Genomic DNA, 16,764 nt, shown 5'->3' with positions numbered 1-16,764 from the left:
GGCATCGCGAAATCATAATTTTCACAGCCCTTCCTGTTAAGTTCCATAGAGTGTCGAAAGCCACTTCGGAGCAACCTTTTCGAGGAAGCGCGTGAGCACGATAGGCCCGAGGATTCCGGCCCCGAGACTTGCCGTCACGGCGAGCCAGATGGATGGGCACCAAATTTGCCCGAAAACGATTCGCGCAGGAATCTGGAAAAACCAACTAAATAAATATATCTGATAAGAATAGCGTCCCAAACTAGAAAGCAAATTGCTGCCGCTCAGAAAGTGACCGCATACCAAACATCCCGAAATTCCGATCAGGGTGAAGATGAAGGTCGCGATTTCGATCGAGTGTAAATAGCCCTGCAGGACATAGAAACCCGTCAGAATTGCGAGAGTCCAGATCGACCGGCTGACCGAAGTGAGCCCTAGTCGAACCAACTCGATGCCCAAGTAGAAATAGATCAAATTATGGAGAACGCCGCCCAGATTCCCCAATGCCAGCCATTCCTCTTTCACGGGATGGTGGGGAAATAAAAACGAAGCGGCGAGCAATCCGCAAACTAGAGTAACACGCCCTCCCACCGACCGGGCATGGGTCAATAGCGGTGCCACGGCGAAACACAGGAATAGAGTTGGGAGGAACCAGAAGAAAACGATTGAATTCTCCCATGGGTAAAAAATCTGCGTGAAATAGCTACCAAATGACAAGTCGATGGGCCTCAACGCCAAACGGGACAAAACGGCTTTGACCGGGTAGGCCAACGTGGAAATTGTCAAATAGGGAAATAAAAGGCGACATGCCTTCGAGCGGAGCAACTGAACGTATGAAGGAGTTTTGGGCAGAGTGAACTCTGCGTAGTTCATGCCCGAAAGCATAAAAAAAAGCGGCATGTGAAAGGTGTAAATCCACGCCAGAATCTGCAAGAATCCGAAATACCAAGGATTTCCCGAGGCTATGATTGCGGCTTTCTCCGGCAGGACTCCCGAGCTGTGCCCTAAGACGACAAGAAAAATGCCGATTCCGGACAACACTTGGTTGAAACTTTTGCGCCCTGCTTCGCCCATTTCAAGTTAGTGAACCCCAAAATCCATTCCTCGCTCACTCCCTAAAACCGAAGTGTGAGGGGTAGTGCAATTTCAAAAAACCTAGGATTTCGACGCGAAAACGCTCGGGACGAAACCGCTCCGCATTGCGACGACAATTGGAAGGAGTGAGGAGCGCCCTCCGTTCTTCGAAATGCTTGATTGCACGCATGAGACTCTCCACCTTTTGTTCCGGGAAGAAGACTCCCGTTTCGTCGTCGAGCACGGATTCCAAGGCCCCCCCGGCGGCCAGAGCGATCACCGGCGCTCCTGCCGCCTGGGCCTCGACGGCCGTTATGCCAAAGTCCTCGACCTGAGGATACAGGAACGCCGCGCAGCGTTCGTAATGCTCCTTGAGCACCGCAGAAGGCTGCCGTCCCATCAGGTTCACCGTGGGGCCCGCCATCGCCCGTAGCCGGGGCATCTCCGGCCCATCGCCGATCACCACCAGTGGCTCGCCCAAACGGGTGAAGACTTCGACCGCCAGATCGACCCGCTTGTAGGGAGCGAGTTCCGAAACGATGAGGTAAAAATCACCGCGCGGCCGATCCGCTTCGAAGGCGCCGACGTTCACTGGAGGATAGATCACCGCAGCTTCCCGCCCATAACAGCGTCGAATCCGTTCCGCCACGAAACCGGAATTTGCAATAAAATGGTCGACCCCCCGGGCCGCATTTTGATCGAACCGCCGCACATAGGGGGTCACGGCCCGAAAAACGAAACGCCCAAAGGCTCCCAGCCCGGATGTTTGCTTCGCATAAGTCTCCTGCTGATCCCACAGATACCGAGGCGGCGAGTGGCAATAGCACACGTGCGGAACGCCCTCGGGCATCCGAAGCCCCTTGATCACCGCCGCGTCCGAACTGAGAACGAATGTCGCGGTTTTCGGAACTCGCATCCGCCCAACCGCCAGCGGAAAGAGCGGCAGCATTTCCTTGTAACGGCGGATTCCTCCCAGGCGCTGAAGAAACGAAGTTTCGATCCGGTGCCGTTGCAGGGCCTCGGAAAGCTTCGCGGGGTTCGCCACCAGCGTATGAATCGGCGCCTCCGGGCAGAGGAGGCTGAACTGCTCCAGCACCGCCTCGCCTCCCCGCATGCCAACAAGCCAGTGGTGGGCAAGATGAACTGATGAACGCTCACTCATTCAAAATTCGGCGATAAAAATCAATGATCCTCGTGACGTGACTTTCCGTGGTCCACGGCTCAGCCCAATACCAGTCAAAGGCCCGGCGGCCCACCTCGAAAGCCATGTCCCGACTGCTCTGCAGCCTTTCCACGAGACCGGCAACCGATCCCATGGGAAATCGAAATCCGGTGACCCCATCGCGCACGAACTCGCAGGCGGCCGTTCCCTCTGAAACATAAACCGGCAGGCCGTGAGCCATGGCCTCGGCGACCACCAAGCCATTTGTCTCATACCAGATCGAAGGAAACACCAGGCCAGATGCCACCGTCATCCATCGGCGCACCTCCGCCGGATCGACCCACCCGCGAAAATCCAGCTGCGGATACGATTCTCTCAACCTGTCCCCCTGGGGGCCGTCTCCGAGAATAACGGCCGATCGCCCTGTCTCCGCGACCGCTTCGGCGAAAATCATGGCGCCTTTTTCCGGCGACAGGCGTCCAACAAAAAGCAACGGACCGCCAGGGTCGCCGGCGGGTTTTTCCGGTGGTGCCAAATTTAAGGGATTTTGGACAACGTCGACAGGGCATTCGGCGGGAATCTTATCTCGAAGCTTCTCCAGCGAAAATTTCGAGACCGCGAGAAAGCCGGAAGTTCGCTCCGCTGCCCGGGCAATGTATTCCTGCACGAATCCGCGCCCCACCCTCCAGAATTTCTGCCCACGAGAACGCGGATCGCAATTGCAGGAAATACAACTACGGGAAAGGGGCTTTCTTGTGCAGATCCGCCGCGTTGGATGCTCTAAAAACGCCCCGTTCGGGCAACTCAAGAAGTAGTCGTGCAGCGTCGTGACGACCCGAAACCCCGCCGTCCAAGCCGTATGAAAGATCGCCGGAGAGAGCGCCTTCATCCACCCGTGGATATGAACGATCGAGGTCTTCGGATCGAGCGCGCGGAGCAGCTGCCGGAAGCGCGCGGCCTCTTCGAAATTCCACCATCCTCGCGCCGCCGCCCCGAGCCGATCGGGGTCGTCGAGAAAGCTGGGGCGGTCACTGCAATGCACCTGGACCCCGGCCGTCGCAAGCCGTGCGTCCACCGGCCCGGTCACTCCAAAAAAATGCACCGCGAATCCCGCATTGGACAGCCCCACGGCCTCCTCGATGGCCACCGCCGCCGTGCCTCCATTCACCGAGCACGAATCGTTGACGAGCACGATGGTCACGGTTGTTTATTCCGACGGTCGACGCTCCCAGTGGAACGCATGGAATCCCTTCCGCTCAAAGGAGTTCTCGCCCACAAACGACCCGCATAGACTGGGAAGTTTTGGGCAAGAAACGCCGCGGTCGCAGCGCGAACCTCCCATGTTTTCACATCACTGAAATACTGCTGTCGGATGTCGGCAATTTCCCGATCGAAATGCGTGGATTCCAATGAAAGCTGGCCTCCATGGCACCGAAAACTCGCCACATGAAACGGTTCCGGGATCAACGGGATGCTCCCGCGTGCGCACCGGGAAAAGAAATCGAAATCACTGGCGTAACGGAGCCGTTCGTCGAAACCATCCAATTCGACGAAGACATCCCGACCGAATGCCGTGCCTTGCTGGTTCAATGGCGAGCGCCTCGCGGCCAGAATCCCTCGCGGCAACTGTTTTCGTCTCCATCGGGTGATCCACGAGAGATGATTGCCCTCCGCGTCGATGAGGTCCACATCGCCGTAGCGGACCTCCCGCAGCCCGGTTTTGCGGCAGATCTGAGCGAAACCCGGACGAAGGAGGTCATCGTCGTTCAGATACGTCCAGACCTCGAATGAACGCCCGGCAGCTCGCAGCCCCGCGTTGATGGCCCCATACATCCCGCCGGCGCGTCCCCGGTCCTCGACGACCAAAACCCTCGGAAATCGCCGCTGCAACTCGTCGACCTTCAATGCAGGAGCCGCCATGACATGCAGGCAATCTGGAGCCACCTTCGCAATCGAGTCGACCGTTTGCGCAAGAAATGGCGATTCTCCCAAGGTGGGGGTCACCACCCGGACATGACTGTAACCATCAGTCTGCATGAGAAAGAATCTGCCGATAAGCCTCGGCATATCGTTCGCAGACCTGCTCCTGCGTATAGAGTTTGCGAAATCTCGCCCGCCCTGCGCTCCCGTAACTTGCCCGGATCGCGGGGTCGGCCATCTTTTGAATCGCATCGGTGAGCGCCTCGACGTTGCCCTCCTCGAAAATCAATCCTGCCTCGCCAACGACCTCCGGAATGGCTCCAGAACTCGAGCCGATCACCGCAACGCCCTCGGCCATTGCCTCCACGAGCACCCGGCCAAACTGCTCTTTCCAGTTGGAGCGCGTGCGAGATGGCAGGACGAGGACGTCGAGCGTCCCGATCGCCTCGCGCACCTTTTCCGAATGCATCGGCCCCAGAAAGTCCACCCGGTCCTTCCCCGGCAAGGCCCTGGCCCGGGAGAGGAGAGCCTCTCGATCATCACCATCTCCGATGAGAACCAATTCGCTACCCGAAACGGGAGACAGTGCGGCAATCAGGTCGCTCACGCCCTTCTCTTCGACCAGCCGGCCCACAAATCCCACGCGTAGCTTCCGGTTCTCCCGCGGAGGCCACGAGGTCTCCGGTTCCTCTACGCCGAACTGTGGGATCGTCCAGATCGGGCCGCGATAGCCTTTCCGGCGAAAGACCTCGACGCTTTCCGAGTTTCCGCAGACGAGACCGGCGGCGTGCGAGAGCACCCACTTCTCCATCCAGCGAAACGGCACGGGATAGCGCTTGAAGATGTTCTGCCAGGTGAAGACGAGGTAGGGGATCCTGCGGCGTCGACACGCCATTGCCCACCGGAACGTGACTATGCTATACGGCTCCTGATCCAGATGGACGAGGTCCGGGCGAAACTCATCGAGAAACCGGCCGACGCCCCGGTGAAAATGGAAATGAATCCGGCCCGGGAAAACGCACGGCAGCCGGCGAAACCCTTCCGGAACGCCTGCCGCCGACTCATCGACCCCGTAAGTCTGCCAGTCGTGGGGAATGATCGTGCAGAGGTCCACCTTTTGCCGCAAAACTTCGGACTTGGACCACGTGCTGCGGACCGTCATCGCATGAGAAATCAAGGCGACGCGCATTAGAATTTCGGGAACGACATTAAAGCGGCTACTGTTCTGAGCTACCGTTCATCCGGGCCCCACTTGAAATCGGACCGCGTCCTTGCTAACGGGAGCGCGACGGAGACCGGCGGGAAGCCTCCGAGGTTGCCGGCCCTCCAGGGAAGTTCCGAAAATTGACAAATCGAACTCTTCGACGGCCGGTAGCTTTCGTGGAAAAGAAATACAAAGGGACTGCCATTACAAGTCCGAGCATCATCATATTGAAGAAACTTTGACCGTCGATCAGCATCTGGACAGGGTTTACCGAAAGATAGCCAAACCAATAGGCCCAGATCAGCGAGGCCCGATTCCTCGCGGCATGCTGAATCAGTTTTCCCAAGGAAACGGACAGAATGGCTAACAAGGGGATACCGGCGATCCATCCGATGGACCCGAAGATTTCCAATACGATAAAGTTGTTGGGGAACTGCATGGTCGCGTCGTCCGACAACATCATAAAATGAATCGCCACAAACTGGTTAATGCCATTCCAATATCCATGAAAAAGCCCCAGCACTTTGAGGGGGGCACCAAACCACAACTCGATCAGGTTCAAGCCCGGCGAGGGAAAGGCCATATTGAATTGAATGGCCATCAAGGCCGAATCGAATCCCAGTAAAAATCTTTGCGAGATCGTCGTGAAACCCGTTTGGTAGCCGGCCCACGACAAGTCCTTCGTAATGTAGAAGGGCGTCACCACGAGCGTTAAAAAGATGACTCCCGCAAACGCAGTCAGGCAAAGACCTCGATTTTTTTTGAAAAAACGCTCCCACTTCGATTGCGCGAAATTCCGGTGCGCGCCAAGCAGGGCGTATTTGAAATAGAGAATGGCCCCAAGTTTAAGGGGCATCGTAAAAATAGCGGACTTCCCTCCCATCAAGATCGAGAAGAGGGGGTCGTAAGCAATCATAGCCATGCACCCCGCCTTCAAAAACTTGGATCGCACCAACCAGAAAAAAAACAAAGGCAGCGGACGAGCGGCATACCCAAAGATCGAAAGGAACCGGTTGTTTGCCCCGGCGAGGTAGCGAGCCCCCCCCAACTCCGTCCCCGTGCCGAGAGCCGGCCGCACGTTTACCCAAAAGTCCAGCGCCAGAGCAATCGCGCCGAATGCGAGAAGCGCCCCCAGGACCAAGTCACTGTTTTTGCTCGGCCGAAAGGGAGCGGCGCTCTTCAGCACTCCGTTGAGATTGCCAAGCCCATACCGAAACCCCGCCAAAAAGGTGAGCAACCCCGCCAGGATGGTCAACGGCACCACCGGAGACACGTAGAGAACCGAAGTGACGAAACAGGTGCTTAACCCAATGATGAAGATACTCGTGAAATACGGATCGTAGAATTGGGTCCACGTGCGGCGATACCACCACAGGTAAAGCGCGGCAAAAGCCAATCCTACGACGGCAAAAATCCCGATATTCTCTGCAAACGGAACATACATGACTAATTCAACGAAGCTTTAACCGATTCCACCGATTCCGCACCCGTCCTCGCAGGCTTAGATATCGCAATTCGAGCTGCTCATTTAAGGCATGCCCGTGAGAAACCATCCGCAGATTCTTGGCGGCCTCCAAAACGCTCTCAAAATCTTCTCCGGCAAACGGGTTTTTCCCGCCCGCCGCCGCCGCCGCCAGCACGCGCTCCAATTTATCTGTCGAATCTTCGGCATTGGCCAAGGCGGCGATACGGATTTTAGCCGCTCTTCCCATCGTCGCGAGATCCGACCGGCCATCGCGAAAATGCCGGATCGCTTCCAACGCCGCCCCCACGCTGCTGGCGTGAAACCCCTCGATCCCGTGCCGGATCAGCTCCAGTTGCGCCTGATCGAAGTCCGGGCTCGAATTCACGATCACCGGCTTGGCGGCCTGCATGGCCTCGGCGATGGAGAAGCCAAAACTTTCGCCGATGCGGGAGAGATGCAGGATGGCGTCGCACACGGCGATAGCGCGAGCGAGTTCCCGGTCATCCTGCGTCGGTTCCAGGAAAACGCAATTCCGCGCCGCGGGGGAATTCGCAAGCCGCTCGCGGAGTTCCCCCGGGGCGGCCTGGAAAAGGAAGCGCACCTCCGGGTGCCGCTGGGCCGCTCGCAGGCAAATCGGTTCGTAAAGCCGGCTCCACTTTTGCCAGTCCGGCCGGCCAAATCGACCGATGACGAATGCCCCGGATTCCAAGCCCCATCTTCGCCTCGCCTCGGCCGCCTCGACGGCGCTCACATCCGGCGCGGGCACGCTGGGGTAAGGCACTACCGTCTGAAAGTCGAAGTCTTCCCGCCGGATTGACCGCCCGGCCCGCTGGAAAGCCTGGGCGGCTGAAGTCATGGAGATATAGCTGGTGATGCCGCTGGCCCGATACGTCAGCATCTCGTCCTGCCTCCCGAAAACATTGGTCTGGACGAGCGGGATGGCACCCGCCTTCCTCCGCCCGTCGAGCCCCAGATTTTGTCGGCGTAAAAATCCGGGCACGTGCTCGTGAATGACGTCGGGAGAAAAGGCGGCGATTTCCCGGGCCACGCCCGCGGAACTCTCCGCAACCGCGAACTCCACGCCCGATTTCTCAAGCCAGTTCCGCCGCGGGCCGTCCGTGCCAGCCACGAAACGCACGTGATGGCCACGCCGCACCAAGCCAATCGCCCAGGTGCAGGCCGCCCGCTCCGTCCCGCCGTAGCCGAAAGCCTCGCAAACAACCAGAATCCTCATTTTCGTTTGAATTCCGTGCGTTGAGCCCGAGCCAGCTGAAGAAGCGACTGCACGTTGAAACCCGCGACGGCGATACTGAATCCGAAGGCCAGCACCGCCGCGATCGGGAGGGCTATCACCCCCAGCACCCGAACCATCAGCAATGCGAAGCCGAGATAAATGACCGGCGCGCAGATCGCCACAACGGTGACCGTCCGCATCCGTTCCGCGGCGAGAATCAATTGCCCGAAAACGTCGGCGAGCAAGCGCATCCCAGTGGCTAGTCCGAGAAGGACACACAGTAACCAGGGAGCCGCCGCCGGCAGACTCAGCCAGATCTTCGCGATCTCCGGGATGGGCCAGACGCCCACCGCCACCAGCACGCCCAAAAAACCCACCGCCGACAGGCTCATCCGGCGGGCGACCCCGGTCACCCATGTCCAGTCCTCCTTCACGACCGCGCTGCGCAGCGCGGGATAAAGCGGAGCGATGATGCCGCCGGCCAGCGTGAACCCGAGCAGGAAGAGGCGGTTGATCGAGGAATACAGCGTCACGTTCTCGAAGCTCTGCGCGTGCGCGATGATGAACGCGTCGCAACTGAACAGGACGATCGTGCTGAGTTGGATCAGAAAAAATGGCTTCGAACTTGCGATCAGCTCACGAATAGCCCCCCACCGCACCGCCCGCAACGCCTCGCCGATCGTCCGGAGCGAGATCGCCCAGAGGCTTCCCAGGAGCAGCCACAGGTTACCGGAAACCAGTAACGCGACTGCACAAACCCAGAGGGGCTGCTGCAGGCCGCACGCAAGGGCCACCGCGACGCAATTGACCACCGACGCCGCCGTGTTGATCCGGAAATAGGTCGCCAGCCGACCGCGGGCGGCGAATTCAGGGTAGCAGAAGCTCGAAAGAAAGAGGGAGACGAAGGCCATCCCTCCCGCCGATAACACCCCGGGAAGCGCGGCGACCAGATTCGGATCGGAAACCGGAAAGACGGCGCGCAGCGGCAGAAGCAGGATCGCCATCCCAAGAACGACGGCCAATCCCAGCCCAATCGCAAGGATGAGCACCGCCCCAGAGCCGAAATCCCGCCGATAGCTGCCCTCGTCGCGGCCCGCGACATGCACCGCGAGTCGATTCACAAGGGCTCCGGTCACGCCAAGATTGAAGAGGTTTCCCCACAGCAGGGTCGACCACACCGTGATCAGCAGACCGAGCGACTCCGGCCCCAGATAGCGCACGAGCAGCGCCGTGTTGACCACCGAGGCGAGCGCCTGGGCGATTCGCGACGAAACCGACCATCCGGCTTCCCGAAAAAACGACGAGAGCGATCTCATCGTTCGACGGCCTGCAACACCCGCTCGACATCGACCTCGTAGTCGTCCGCCACGCGGGGGCCATCGTAGAGATACTCGCGCACGCCCGGCGCAATTTCCGCATGGTAATCCAATCCCACCAGCTCAGCGAGGGACCAGTAGCAGGGATTGACATACTTCGGCCCAAACAACTCCACCACGCGGCAGCCCGCATTGCAAAACACGATATTCGTCAGCCCTCCACCGTGAGGCGCAACGATGTGGGAAGCGTTCATGAAGAGCGCCACCTGCTCCAGCAAATGGTATTTCGAAAGCGTCATGGCGACAAACCCCCGTCGCGCGAGTTGTGCAGTCAATTCCACCTCGTTAAGGACCCGACGAGATCCCGTGTCACCTCTCGAAATATAGATTTTGGAAGGACATTCGACAGTCACCTTCCGAGCCCCGTTGAAGAAGGAATCTCTTAAAAAATCAACTGCCCATCGTGGAGGCTTACTCGTAATCCCTGCCAACGAAGGAACGCACATCTCATCGGCCGATACACGAAGTCCATTAGCCGCCAGCGCTCTTGATATATTAAAAATCCGCAAACTTTCTCTTTGAAAGGGAAGGTTCAGGGAATTGACGAGAACGGTCGCTTTCTCCAAATCGACACCCGCTTCCTTCGCAATGGAGAACCGGGGCAATAATTCGATCATCCAATGATAAAAAGCGATGTGAGCCCAACTTGTGCAGAGGTTCACCGCAGTCCCCTCCAAGTGCGTTGCAGCAGGAGAAAATCGACGAGCAAGAAAACTATGATTACGACCCGTCGCCAGATCCAAGCCCGGCTCGTAGGAAACATCCGCGAGAAGCGCCCCTTCTTTTGAAATTGTGCAAAAGTCCCAAACTCCTCCATCTGGCAGGCGGACAAGAAAGCATTCCGGATATTCCGCAGGAGCGGCTTCCGTGAAAATCCGATCCGTCGCCCAAGCGACATCTTGCGGCAAATATCTTACCCTCGAATCCGGACCGTGAACAACCTGGACTTCTCCCGCAATCTGTCCCGAAGAGATCGCAACCTTGGAATTCCCCGCCAGCTTCTTGATCGGAGATCTTACGATCGGGGCGATTTTCTGGGCCGCCAAAAGATCAGCCATCCCCGGCACCCGTTTTAATTCCTTTTTAAGAAAATGGACGATTCCCATTCGCTTTTTGAAAGCTAGCGCCACCCCTTGCGATCATCATCCCACGTTCGAATAACACGGGCTGGGGCTCCGACAGCAATAGATCGAGGCGGGATTGATTTCGTAACTACACTATTTGCGCCAACAATTGCTCCCTCGCCGATGTGAACACCTGGCAGAACTACAACATTCTGACCAATCCAGCAGCCTTTACTAATCTTGACTGGGCGAATTTCACTAAATCCTTGAGAAATATAGGGAGTGGTGGCGTCAGAATAGCCGTGGGAGTAGTCGGAAACAAATACATTACCTGCGATCATCACATCTTCTTCAATGATAACGGATGAAATGCAGTAAATCTGCAATCCTAGAGTCGCCCAGACTCCCGAACTTATTATCAGTTGAGGATTCTGATTTTCCGCCAACGATTTTGCGCAGCACAACACTGAGTTCGGACCGAGATAAACATTTGATCCAATCGAGATGCATTCAGGGCGAGCTATAGCTCGAGGCATTCTAAATACCACCTCGTCTCCAAGACTCTTAAATTCGGGCAAAGACCAAAATTCAAAAAGACTCTTTACGCGGACACAACCTTTGGAAATCAAATTAAGTGGAGGACCCGCCGCCCAGCGAACCAGATTTGATTTCAAAATCGAGCGAATCATCACTCAAATACATTAACGCGCCTCTGCCCGCAACCCGTCACGAAGTCCTTCAATCTGCGCTTCGAGAATGTAGGCAGCCTTGCGCTTCAGGGATGCGGTTGCTCGATATTTTACCCAAAGGAAACCATACTGAATTCGCCACAACAGTTCCGGAAGATTTCTTCTCATTAGCAAAACGGCATTTCTCGATCCATAATACAGCGAGAAGCGCGAAAGCCCTCCCCCACTACTGAATCCAACATAATGATCAATGGTGACATTTGTTTCCATCCAGATGCGATACCCTCTCGCCGCCGCCCGAAAGATGAAGTCGACATCATCGTTATAGACGAAATACGGCTCCCACATGAGCCCAACGTCCAAGAAGACATCCCGCTGGACAAAGAGAAAACAAGTCGGGGCATACGATACCCACTGAGAAGTCGGATTCGTTTTCTGAAGGGACTTTTCCATGTCCCAATGAGAGTTGTCGATGATCGGCCACCGTTTCAAACTGCCTCCGGCATACCAGATACGGTCGCGATCTTCCGCGTAAACAATCTGCGGCGAAACAAACTTCGCCCCCTTGGAGCTTGCAGACTTCAACAGACTTTCAAAGCAATCGGGCAAAAAGGTGACGTCGTTGTTTATAACTCCAATCCAGTCGACATTTCGGTCTGACAAAGCTCGCGCAATGCCTTGATTATTTGCGGCAGCGACACCCAGATTTTCATCATTCTCAATAACTTCAATTTTAGGATGCCTAAGACCCTTCAAATAATCAGCTCCGTCATCAGAACTAGCGTTATCAATAGCGATCAATCGCCAATTTTCATAAGTCTGAGCGTTCAGCGACTCAACAAACGCCGGCAATATCGGACGACTGTTAAAAAGAACCGTTACTAACGCAATCGGAGGCATACCGTTCACTGCAATTCCGCCTCAAGCTCAGCACGAGCCCAATCACAAAAACGCCCGACCCCCTCGTCTACAGCAATTTTAGGACTGTAACCGAAAGCACGTCCAATCGCTGCAATATCAGCAACATTGTGCCGGATATCTCCAACTCGGAAATCCCCAGATACATAAACATCTGACTTACCTCCGTAATAAAGATTAATCATCTCCGCCAATTGCTTCAACGGAACCCCAACTCCCGTTCCGACATTCAAAACAAGTGAACTCTGATAACTAAAACTAATGGCACCAACAATTGCTGCCACAACATCCGTCACGTAGACAAAATCCCGACTTTCTTTTCCGTCCTCAAAAACATTGATCCGCCTACCGTGGAACGCATTTCGTGCGAAAACGGTCAGGACCCCCGTGTAAGGATTGTTAAGAGACTGCCGGGGACCGTAGACATTTTGGAATCGAAGCGCCGCACAGGAAATTCCGGCGGCATCGCAAATCAGGGTCAGGCAGTCCTCCTGAAACTGTTTGGATAACCCGTAAAACGACGAAGGCTGCTTGAGCGAAGTTTCGTCTGTCGGTGCCAATTCAACTTCTCCTCCGCACATCGGACAAACGGGATCAAATTGCCCTTTGAGCATTCGTTCCGCCGATCTGGGTTTGGGATAAACAACGCCATCATTTGCACAGTTATATTTCCCTTCGCCATATATCGCACGCGACGAGGCAATGACAACTCGTTTGAGATTCGGCAAACTCTTGTTGGCAATCAGGTGTGCCAGATTGGTCGTTCCGACCAGATTCACGCTAGAATAGCGACTCACCTCCTGCATCGACTGACCGGTTCCCGTTTCAGCAGCAAGATGCACAACAACCTCGGCAGAGATCGCAGCCGAATAGAGAGCATCCCGATTTTCCACGCTTTCACGAATCACCTCACACGGCTTAAGCCACGGCCTGTCAAAACAGGGCTGAGAGCCATGAATTTGCGCATGGAAAGAATCGAACACCGTCACGTCATGCCCTGCCGCAATCAGTTCTTCGCAAAGATAAGAACCAATAAATCCTGCCCCACCTGTAACTAATACTTTCATCTACAAATTTCCCAACAATGGGTTTCTAAATTATATCTCTTGAGAAGTCGCGCGGGAACCCCCGCAACCATGGAATAATCCGAAAAACTCTTAGTGACTACGGAACCGGCTCCGACCACACAGTGTTTTCCAAGTGTCACCCCCGGCAAAATGACCGAGTTAATTCCAATGAATGAACTATCTCCAATGACAACTTCCCGAATGTCTTCCAGCGCTTGCTGCATGATTGCTAGGCCTTCGGGAGACAACCCATGTGAATTATCAAAGATTGATACATTTTCACTTAAAACGCAGTCATCCCCGATTTTAATCAGCTTAGCCGCCCCTCCAATATAGAATCGCCTTCCGATATATACGCGATTTCCAATAATCACCCGACCATCGAGCGACGCGTCGGCATAGCCGGAAAGTGCACAGATATTAGCATGTGAGAGGATGATGGTATTCTCACCGATTTCAATCCGATCACGTCCATTCAAATCGAAAGGTGGTCTGATGATTGCCCCGGCTCCCAACCTCGCCAACCCTCGAGGTCCAAATAGGTAATCCCGGATTTTTTTTCCAATTAGAAGCATTTATTCTGCGGCTTGAGTCCGTTTTCCTGAAATATCTCAGTCGATACAGAGAGGAAATATTCTTTTCCGAAGCGACATTTACATCAACGGCTGAACCCTAGGGCCCATAAAGCTCGCATTCACGCTTGCAGAGCCTCGTCCTCGGTGTGTCGGAGAGTAAGAGCCTCCAGAAACTCTCGGAAAGCGAGGCTCGAATGCCTGATGGTCGAAGCTGCCGAGGCTGAACGTTTACGAAGAGGATGTTGATCCGTAAGGGCTTTTGGGTCTGGGGATATTCATTCCCTTTCCCTCATCCCATTATCGCTTTCATCCCTGTTAAACCTTTGCGCGAGAACGTGTCATCACCGAATCTGAAATCCTTCCGCGGCGGCGGCGGAAGCGAGACGGGCGTCGGCAGTGAGGAAATGCTGATTCGCCGTTTGTTCCTTGAAGGCGTTCAATGCGGCGCCGAGCTGCAGGGCGTCGGCGGCGCGAAGGTTGTGCCCGACCAGCAGTCGTTCCGCGCGGAGTCTCACGGCTTCCGAAGGAGGAACCTCGATCCAGCTTCCGGCCAGGGCCGTGAGACGGGCGAGGGCTCGATCACCATCCTTCGAACCGATGCCTCCTTCCCGAAGCCGGCGGCGAAGCGCGGAGTGACACTCGATCCGGGTGCCCCACCAGACGACGAAATCCGCATCCTCCCGCAATTGGCCTTCCCGGATTACAGTATCCTGTTCCCACAAGAGGAGCGGCAGGACTGCGGAGGAATCCCAGAATTTCATCGCGACCCGGATCGTTCATCGAGGAGCGCGTCGACGGCTCCTCCAGGCACTCCCGGGGTTCCGCCGATTGGCAAATCCAGAACCGCAGTGATGGCTTTTGCTTCTCTCGGGGGGGTCAGGTGAGTGAGGTCCTCCCCGATCGCGACACGTTCGACCCGAGCCACCGGGCGATTCCGATCGAGAATGATCAACGTTTCCCCTGCCTGAACCTTCTCCAGCAGGGCGCTCAAATTATTCTTCGTTTGAGAGATGCTGGAAAGCATATGGCCATAATAGCCAGATTGACAAACGTGTCAACGGGCTTCCGCCAGGACGCCGAGGGTTATTCACAGGGATGCAAGGGGATAGAAGGGATCTTCGCGCGGAGTCGCGGAGGCGCGGAGAGGAGAGGGTTTTCGTTTTCTGCATCGAAACCTGAATTCACGTTTCCCTCATCTCTTTCATCCCTTCCATCCCTGTTCCCCATTCACGTTTTCTTCTCTGCGTCCCTGCGCCTCTGCGCGAGCTTCTCAGGAGTCTTTCACAAGCGCTGGAGCCCGGCACAAAACTTATCCACAGGGATGCAAGGGATAGAAGGGATTTTCGCGCAGAGACGCGGAGGCGCGGAGAAGCAAAGTGGTTATCCGGCCTGGACGGTTTCCCATTCCCCGGCAAGGCCGAGGCGGTCGATCCATTCGCGCAGGGTTGCGAGGTCGGGCAGTGCTCCCGTGGAAAGCATGGCGCGAATGTCGTCGAGGTGCTTTTCCGAACGGCCTTCGCGGTAGAAGAGAAGCTTGTGCACAATCACCGCTTCCGGCGGGGAAAACCAGTTCGCGCCCCACGGGCCATCGAGCAGTCGGCGATTTCGCAGCTCCCAATGCGCCAAAGCGCTTTTGCCCGGAAGGTAACAATCCGCTCTCAGCGCACTGTGTTGATGGAGGATATTGAAGTGTCCCCGGGATTCCCGCTCGATCTCGGCTAAAAGCACCTCCGGTGGTGGCAGATAGAAATCCTGTTCGGGAAAGAGGTCTGGCAATCGGGACACGTCGCGGGGAGAGAGCGCGAGGACGAGGTCCGCGTCGAGCGTGAGACGGGGGCGACCGTAGGCGATGGCAGCCAGTCCTCCAACCAGACAATACACGATGCCCGCCTCGTCGAGGCGGCGCGTGATCAGATCAATCTCCTGCATGGCCGGTCTGAAATATGCGCCGCGTGGCGGAGGCGATCTTTTCTTCGCTCCAGTCGGGATGCTGGGAGCGCAGCCACGCCTGCTTGTAATCCCATGCCGTGCGGTAGAGCGCCATCGCGATCTCGAGCCGACGGCAGGGTGTCATCCGCCGGATGATGTCGTCCTGTCGGCGCTGGGCTTCTGCGACGTGCGCGGGCTGTGGCATTTCTTTCAAGCTTCCGCATTTAAACAGAAGATCGCCGAGGGCGTGAAGGGAATGATCTTACCGCTGAACTTCCGCGGGGTTTTTACAGAAGGAAACGAAGAGCGCGAAGAATGGCGTCTTTACAGGAGAGAAGGTTATGGAGGGGTGCTTGGGATTCGTTATTCCTGGTTGCCAGTTTGCCGCTGCGACGGGACAGCGGCCTTCAAGCAAAGGATCCAGTCACCTCAGAAAACAAGGAACTGACCTTTGCCATCCCTTTCATCTCTTCCATCCCTGTTCCCCTCTTTCATGTTCCTTACCCTCTGCGTCCCTCTTTCACAAGCGCTGGAGCGCGGCACAAAAACTTATCCACAGGGATACAAGGGATAGAAGGGATTTTCGCGCGGAGGCGCAAAGGATCCGGTTACCTCCAGAAAACCAGAAGCTGACTTTTCCCATCTCTTTCATCCCTGAAATCCCTGTTGCCTGTTTTTTACAGCGATGGAAGGGATTCATGGGATCGCTTCGGTTCAACCTGATGAGTTGAAAGTTTAAGTTGAAGTTCCGCTTTCTGGCCCTCTTTCAACTTCCACTTTTTCTCCTCAACTTAACCCTCGAGCGGATTCCAAACTCGAGCAAAGCCAAAGGTCTCGAAATCGCGGGTGTTGACCGTGGCAAATTTCGTGACGCCGTGGCGCTGCAAGGTCAGAGCCAGTCGCGCATCGATGATTCGGCGCCGGGCGAACCCAGATTGACTGGCGAGGGACCACAACTCATCCATGATCTCCGCGTTTTCGGCGACCGCCCAACTCGGATGGCGGCGAAAGATCTGGCATTCGGCCACGGCGGCACTCGCGCCAAGAGCCGGAGAAAATATCGCCGGGTTTCGGAGGGCCAGATAAATTCCACCAGAACCAATTCAGC

The 16,764-nt window shown here is 56.1% G+C and carries 18 protein-coding genes; all 18 read right to left on the bottom strand.

Annotated elements, in window-relative coordinates; translation table 11 throughout:
- Positions 1–36: 36 nt before the first annotated feature.
- Complete coding sequence (locus VIM61_02150; protein HEY8899202.1) at positions 37–1,053, bottom strand: acyltransferase family protein; 1,017 nt, start codon at positions 1,051–1,053, stop codon at positions 37–39.
- Positions 1,054–1,087: 34 nt separating this feature from the next.
- Positions 1,088–2,215 (bottom strand): glycosyltransferase, encoded by a 1,128-nt coding sequence (locus VIM61_02145; GenBank protein ID HEY8899201.1) that lies wholly within the window; start codon positions 2,213–2,215, stop codon positions 1,088–1,090.
- On the bottom strand, positions 2,208–3,416 hold the full coding sequence (locus VIM61_02140) for a glycosyltransferase family 4 protein (GenBank protein ID HEY8899200.1): 1,209 nt from the start codon (positions 3,414–3,416) through the stop codon (positions 2,208–2,210). The genes VIM61_02145 and VIM61_02140 overlap by 8 nt, the downstream gene beginning before the upstream one ends.
- Entirely contained in the window at positions 3,413–4,252 is an 840-nt protein-coding gene (locus tag VIM61_02135) for a hypothetical protein (protein HEY8899199.1), read from the bottom strand. Before VIM61_02135 ends, VIM61_02140 begins: the two co-directional genes overlap by 4 nt.
- On the bottom strand, positions 4,242–5,297 hold the full coding sequence (locus VIM61_02130) for a glycosyltransferase family 4 protein (protein ID HEY8899198.1): 1,056 nt from the start codon (positions 5,295–5,297) through the stop codon (positions 4,242–4,244). The genes VIM61_02135 and VIM61_02130 overlap by 11 nt, the downstream gene beginning before the upstream one ends.
- A gap of 112 nt (positions 5,298–5,409) precedes the next feature.
- A complete protein-coding gene (locus tag VIM61_02125) occupies positions 5,410–6,783 on the bottom strand; it encodes a hypothetical protein (GenBank protein ID HEY8899197.1) in 1,374 nt (457 codons plus the stop codon).
- A gap of 7 nt (positions 6,784–6,790) precedes the next feature.
- Positions 6,791–7,852, bottom strand: a complete 1,062-nt coding sequence (locus tag VIM61_02120; GenBank protein ID HEY8899196.1) for a glycosyltransferase — start codon at positions 7,850–7,852, stop codon at positions 6,791–6,793.
- A 182-nt stretch (positions 7,853–8,034) separates the two neighbouring features.
- The gene (locus VIM61_02115) at positions 8,035–9,279 is read right to left on the bottom strand and encodes a hypothetical protein (GenBank protein HEY8899195.1); all 1,245 of its coding nucleotides are present in this window, start codon (positions 9,277–9,279) and stop codon (positions 8,035–8,037) included.
- A gap of 71 nt (positions 9,280–9,350) precedes the next feature.
- Positions 9,351–10,520, bottom strand: coding sequence for a glycosyltransferase family 61 protein (locus VIM61_02110; GenBank protein HEY8899194.1), 1,170 nt, complete (start codon positions 10,518–10,520; stop codon positions 9,351–9,353).
- 14 nt (positions 10,521–10,534) lie between these two features.
- Positions 10,535–11,167 carry an acyltransferase gene (locus VIM61_02105; protein ID HEY8899193.1) on the bottom strand — a complete coding sequence of 211 codons (633 nt, stop codon included), beginning with the start codon at positions 11,165–11,167 and terminating at the stop codon, positions 10,535–10,537.
- 12 nt (positions 11,168–11,179) lie between these two features.
- Positions 11,180–12,067, bottom strand: coding sequence for a glycosyltransferase family 2 protein (locus tag VIM61_02100; protein HEY8899192.1), 888 nt, complete (start codon positions 12,065–12,067; stop codon positions 11,180–11,182).
- A 5-nt stretch (positions 12,068–12,072) separates the two neighbouring features.
- Complete coding sequence (locus VIM61_02095; GenBank protein ID HEY8899191.1) at positions 12,073–13,152, bottom strand: NAD-dependent epimerase/dehydratase family protein; 1,080 nt, start codon at positions 13,150–13,152, stop codon at positions 12,073–12,075.
- On the bottom strand, positions 13,149–13,727 hold the full coding sequence (locus tag VIM61_02090; GenBank protein HEY8899190.1) for an acyltransferase: 579 nt from the start codon (positions 13,725–13,727) through the stop codon (positions 13,149–13,151). Before VIM61_02090 ends, VIM61_02095 begins: the two co-directional genes overlap by 4 nt.
- Before the next feature lie 341 nt (positions 13,728–14,068).
- Positions 14,069–14,488, bottom strand: coding sequence for a type II toxin-antitoxin system VapC family toxin (locus VIM61_02085; GenBank protein HEY8899189.1), 420 nt, complete (start codon positions 14,486–14,488; stop codon positions 14,069–14,071).
- Positions 14,485–14,751 (bottom strand): type II toxin-antitoxin system prevent-host-death family antitoxin, encoded by a 267-nt coding sequence (locus VIM61_02080; protein HEY8899188.1) that lies wholly within the window; start codon positions 14,749–14,751, stop codon positions 14,485–14,487. The genes VIM61_02085 and VIM61_02080 overlap by 4 nt, the downstream gene beginning before the upstream one ends.
- Before the next feature lie 356 nt (positions 14,752–15,107).
- Complete coding sequence (locus VIM61_02075) at positions 15,108–15,656, bottom strand: hypothetical protein (protein HEY8899187.1); 549 nt, start codon at positions 15,654–15,656, stop codon at positions 15,108–15,110.
- Complete coding sequence (locus VIM61_02070) at positions 15,643–15,861, bottom strand: hypothetical protein (protein ID HEY8899186.1); 219 nt, start codon at positions 15,859–15,861, stop codon at positions 15,643–15,645. The genes VIM61_02075 and VIM61_02070 overlap by 14 nt, the downstream gene beginning before the upstream one ends.
- A 586-nt stretch (positions 15,862–16,447) precedes the next feature.
- Positions 16,448–16,684 (bottom strand): hypothetical protein, encoded by a 237-nt coding sequence (locus VIM61_02065; GenBank protein ID HEY8899185.1) that lies wholly within the window; start codon positions 16,682–16,684, stop codon positions 16,448–16,450.
- Positions 16,685–16,764 lie beyond the last annotated feature (80 nt).

The sequence above is a fragment of the Chthoniobacterales bacterium genome (genome assembly GCA_036569045.1).
Lineage (GTDB): Bacteria > Verrucomicrobiota > Verrucomicrobiia > Chthoniobacterales > JAATET01 > JAATET01.
Note: the sequence above shows the minus strand (reverse complement) of the source record. Positions and strands in the feature narration are given on the sequence as shown.